Origin of the sequence: Flagellimonas olearia, assembly GCF_009184425.1 — a bacterium.
GTDB classification, from domain to species: Bacteria; Bacteroidota; Bacteroidia; order Flavobacteriales; family Flavobacteriaceae; genus Flagellimonas; species Flagellimonas olearia.
Genome location: NZ_WELG01000144.1, coordinates 1 through 337, shown reverse-complemented (window position 1 = coordinate 337; position 337 = coordinate 1). Strand labels below are relative to the sequence as shown.

At 40.9% G+C, this 337-nt stretch carries 1 protein-coding gene; it reads right to left on the bottom strand.

The features are described from left to right. Window positions 1-337, bottom strand: a 337-nt coding sequence (locus tag F8C76_RS19990; protein WP_211372208.1) for a hypothetical protein, incomplete at both ends; no start/stop codon positions are given.

Here is a 337-nt window from a genome sequence, read left to right as displayed (position 1 = left end):
CTTTTCCGTCTTGAAAGGGGATTTTTAACTCTTTGGCTAAAGACAAAAAGGGCGTTAAAAACCCATACGCCAAATCATAAGCGAGCTTAGCCTCTTTAAAATACCCTTTCAAAACCTCTTTATTTAAAGGCAATTCATTATTCAAACTCGCTGAAGTGGCGTTAATGATCAAATCAAAAGTGCTTTTAGGAGGTTCCATAAAACAATCACAGCCCAAGCGTTGGAAAAAATCCAATCCCCTAGCAGAGCGGTTCAACACGCTCACTTTCAAGCCTTGTTTTTTTAATTCGCACGCTAGGGCTTTAGCGCTCCCCCCAGAGCCTAAAATCAAAGCGTT